This is a genomic window from Streptomyces sp. NPDC054840, from assembly GCF_053611065.1.
In genome coordinates this window covers 1-3,879 of sequence record NZ_JBSGZP010000684.1, presented here as the reverse complement: position 1 = coordinate 3,879, position 3,879 = coordinate 1, and the positions used below count along the sequence as shown (strand labels likewise).

Here is a 3,879-nt window from a genome sequence, read left to right as displayed (position 1 = left end):
CCGCGTTGTCGGGGCGCCCGAGTACGTCCAGCACACAGGGAGCCCCTCCGCCTTGCCGGGCACGGCACCGGACGCCGCGGACTCGGCCGACAAGATCCGAAAGAGACGGCCTAGGCGCCGGGGGGGTATCCGGGCCGCGCCGGTATCGGGGGCCGGGGCGGCGTCGGCAGTGGTGGAAGGGCCGGGGCGTGCAGCCAGGCGGTGAACAGGTCGTCCAGCGGCTCGACCGTGTAGCGGGAGACGTGGTGGGTGAGGGTCACGGTGGACACCACCCCGTGCCGGTGCACCGTGGCCCAGTCACGCAGCATGCGGAAGAACGCGCCGTCGCCCAGCGCGCAGCGGATGGCGTGCACGGTGAGGCCGCCGCGCTGGTACAGGCGGTCGTCGAACATCAGCTTGCGGCCGGGGTCGGCGAGCCGCAGGTCCTGCGGCTGCGAGGACAGCAGCCGGTGTGCGGCGGCCGCCAGCTCGTGTGCGGTGCGGCCGCCGGAGCGTTCCGACCAGAGCCATTCGGCGTACTTCGCGAAGCCCTCGTTCAGCCAGATGTGCCGCCAGTCGGCGATGGTCACGCTGTTGCCGAACCACTGGTGCGCGAGCTCGTGGGCGATGAGGCGTTCCGAGCCGCGGACGCCGTCCACGTGGTTGGCGCCGAACAGGGACAGGCCCTGCGCCTCCACGGGGACGTCCAGTTCCTCGTCGGCGACGACCACCGCGTACTCGCCGAAGGGGTAGGGCCCGAAGAGTTCCTCGAACAGGCGCATCATGGCGGGCTGCCGGGCGAAGTCGCGGGAGAACCGCGGCAGCAGGTGCGCCGGCACATGCGCGCTCTGCGGTACGCCGCCGAGGCCGGGGTCACCGAGGAGCACCGTCTGGTACATGCCGATGGACAGGCCCACCAGATAGCTGGAGGTCGGCGCGGACTGCTCGTAGACCCAGGTGGTCGTGCTGGCCTTCGTCGTGCGCGTGAGCAGTCGGCCGCCGGCCACGACCGTGTAGGGGGATGGCGTGTTGACCGAGATGTGGTACGAGGCCTTGTCGGCGGGCCGGTCGTTGCACGGGTACCAGGAGGGCGCGCCGACGGGCTGGCTGGCCACCAGCGCGCCGTCGGTCAGTTCCTCCCAGCCGAGGCCGCCCCAAGGGCTGCGTACCGGCTTGGGGTTGCCCGCCCAGTGCACCTCGACGGTGAAGGCGGAGCCGCCGGGCAGCGGCTTGGCCGGGCGGACACGGAGTTTGCCGCCGCGGTGGGTGTACTGCGGCGTCCGGCCGTTCACCAGGACCCGGCCTGTTCTGAATTCGGCCAGGTTCAGGTGGAACTCGGCGAGCGGCGCCCGCCCGGCGATCGCGCTGAGCCGGGCCGTGCCGGCGAGCCGGTTGGGTCCGGGGCGGTATTCCAGAGCGAGTTCGTACCGGTGCACTCGGTAACGGGAGTCTCCGTTGGCAGGGAAGTACGGGTCCGATGGCTCTGTTCTCTGGCCGCTCACTGCCGCTTCCGCTCCCTGCGCTGTGCTCGTACGACGTGCTGGTGTACCGGTGTGCCGGTGCCGCCCTGCTGCCCGCCGGGGCGCGGACGGCCCGGTCAGGACCGCCATGCCTCGATCGGATTGCCCAGCCAGCGGGTGTCGGCGGGGACGGATTCCCCGGCCATCACGAGGGATGCGGGGCCCAGTGTGCTGCGGGCCCCCACAGTGCTCCCGGGCAGGACGATTCCGCCCGGGCCCAGGGTGGCGCCCTCATGGAGCACCACAGTATCCGTCCTCAAGATCCGGTCGTGGAAGAGGTGTGTCTGCAACACACAGCCGCGGTTCACGCTGACCCCGTCCCCGAGCACGACCAGGTCGGTCTCGGGCAGCCAGTAGCTCTCGCACCACACGCCCCGGCCGATCCGGCCGCCGAGCGCACGCAGCCACAGGGCCAGCACCGGCGTGCCGGGCACCGATCCGGCCAGCCAGGGCACGGCCAGGACCTCCACGAAGGTGTCGGCCAGTTCGTTGCGCCACACGAAGCCGCTCCACAGCGGGTGCTCCCCCGTCCGGTGCCGGCCCACGAGCAGCCATTTGGCGGTCACCGCGACCGCGCAGGCGGCCGCGCCGGCGGTGAGCAGGACCGCTCCGGAGAGCAGCGCGGCTCCCCAGATCCCCGGACCGCTCCGTGTGCTCAGTGCGCAGAGCGCGGCCGCGGTCAGCACGGCCAGGGCGGCCGAGCAGAACACCGGGACGAGCCGGCACAGCTCGACGAGGCCGCGCGCCCACAACAGCCGCGCGGGCGGCTCGTACGTCCGGCTCTGGTCGGCGCCCGCGGTGGACCGGGGCAGCCGCACCGGCGGGAGCCCCAGGTAGGAGCTGCCCTTCTTGGCCTTCTTCGGAGTGGCGGACAGGACGCCGACCAGCCCGTCGTCCGGCACGGTGCGGCCCGGGGCGGTCATGCCGGAGTTCCCGAGGAAGGCCCGGCGGCCGATCTCGGAGTGTCCGATGCGCATCCAGCCGCCGCCGAGTTCGTAGGGGGCGGTCAGGGTGTCGTCGGCCAGGAAGGCGCCCTCGCCGACGGTGGTGAGGCTGGGCAGGGCGAGTACGGTGGACACCTCGGCGCCCCGGCCGATCTTCATGCCGAGCAACCGCAGCCACACCGGTGTGATCAGCCCTGCGTACAGCGGGAAGAGCGTTTCTCGGGACAGGTCCATCAGCTGGGTGACCGTCCAGGCCTGCCAGCCGATCCTGCTGTGCGTCGGATGGGTGCCGGTCCGCAGACCGAGGCTGAGCAGGCGTACGGAGACCAGCAGCAGAGCCGCGTACGCGAGCCCGTAGGCGAGCGCCGCGGGCACCACGGCGAGCAGTGCTCCGCGCAGTGCTTCGGCGAGCCCGGCGCCGGCGGGGACGAAACGGCTGACGACGAGCAGGGCGGGCAGGGCGGCGAGCACGGGCAGCACCGTGAGGCCGAAGCCGGCCGCTCCGTAGGCGGCCCGCCAGGGGAGTCCGCGCGACGGGCGTTCCTTGGGCCAGCTGTGCTTGGCCTTGCCGAGCTTTCCGGCGGGTGCGCCTGCCCAGCGCTGGCCGGTCGGGATCTGTCCGACGACAGCGGAGCCGGGGACCACCTCCGCGCGCTTTCCGACCCGCGCGCCGGGGAAGAGGATGCTGCGGGTGCCGACCACCGCGCCCGCGCCCACCTTGATCGCGCCGATCTCCAGGTGGTCCCCGTCCAGCCAATGGCCGCAGAGGTCGACCTCGGACTCCACGGCGCAGCCGCGGCCGAGTTTGAGCATGCCCGTGACGGGGGGCAGAGAGTGCAGGTCCACCTCAGGGCCGATCTTGGCACCGAGGGCCCGGCCGTAGCGTTCCAGCCAGGAACCGGTGAGGGACGTGGCGCCCACGCATTCGGCGAGCCGTTCGGCCGTCCAGAGCCGCAGGTGAACGCTTCCGCCGCGCGGGTGGCGTCCGGCGCGCACCCCGCGCAGCAGGAGGCGGGCGCCGCCGGCGGCGATCGCGAGGCGGCCGGGCGGGCTGAAGAGCAGCAGCGCTCCGGCGGCGACGAGCCACCACGAGGCGGTCGGCGCCCATGGGTAGGGCCCGAAGTGGTGCAGCACGTTGCCCAGGGCCAGCAGGGCGACCGTCCAGCGCAGACCCACCAGGGTGAACAGCGGGATCAGCAGCAGCGACTGGGCCACCTGGGAGCGCAGCGGGACCCGTGCGACCGTGCGGGCCGTGCCGTCGCCCTGGGCGGACTTCTCCAGGTGCCGGGCCAGCTTGCGCAGGGTGGGCTGCTGGTAGATGTCGAGGACGGCCGCGCTCGGGTAGCGGGTGCGCAGCCGGGTGGTGAGCTGGGCGGCGGCGAGGCTGCCGCCGCCGATCGCGAAGAAGTCGTCGGCGGCGCCCGTGACGGTGACCC

Annotated in this window: 2 protein-coding genes; both read right to left on the bottom strand. The window is 73.1% G+C overall.

What is annotated here, in order from left to right:
* Positions 1–110 precede the first annotated feature (110 nt).
* Positions 111–1,481, bottom strand: coding sequence for a M1 family metallopeptidase (locus tag ACWGIU_RS32180; protein ID WP_453711640.1), 1,371 nt, complete (start codon positions 1,479–1,481; stop codon positions 111–113).
* Positions 1,482–1,576: 95 nt separating this feature from the next.
* On the bottom strand, positions 1,577–3,879 hold a 2,303-nt coding region (locus tag ACWGIU_RS32175), incomplete at its 5' end, for a Pls/PosA family non-ribosomal peptide synthetase (RefSeq protein WP_453711639.1).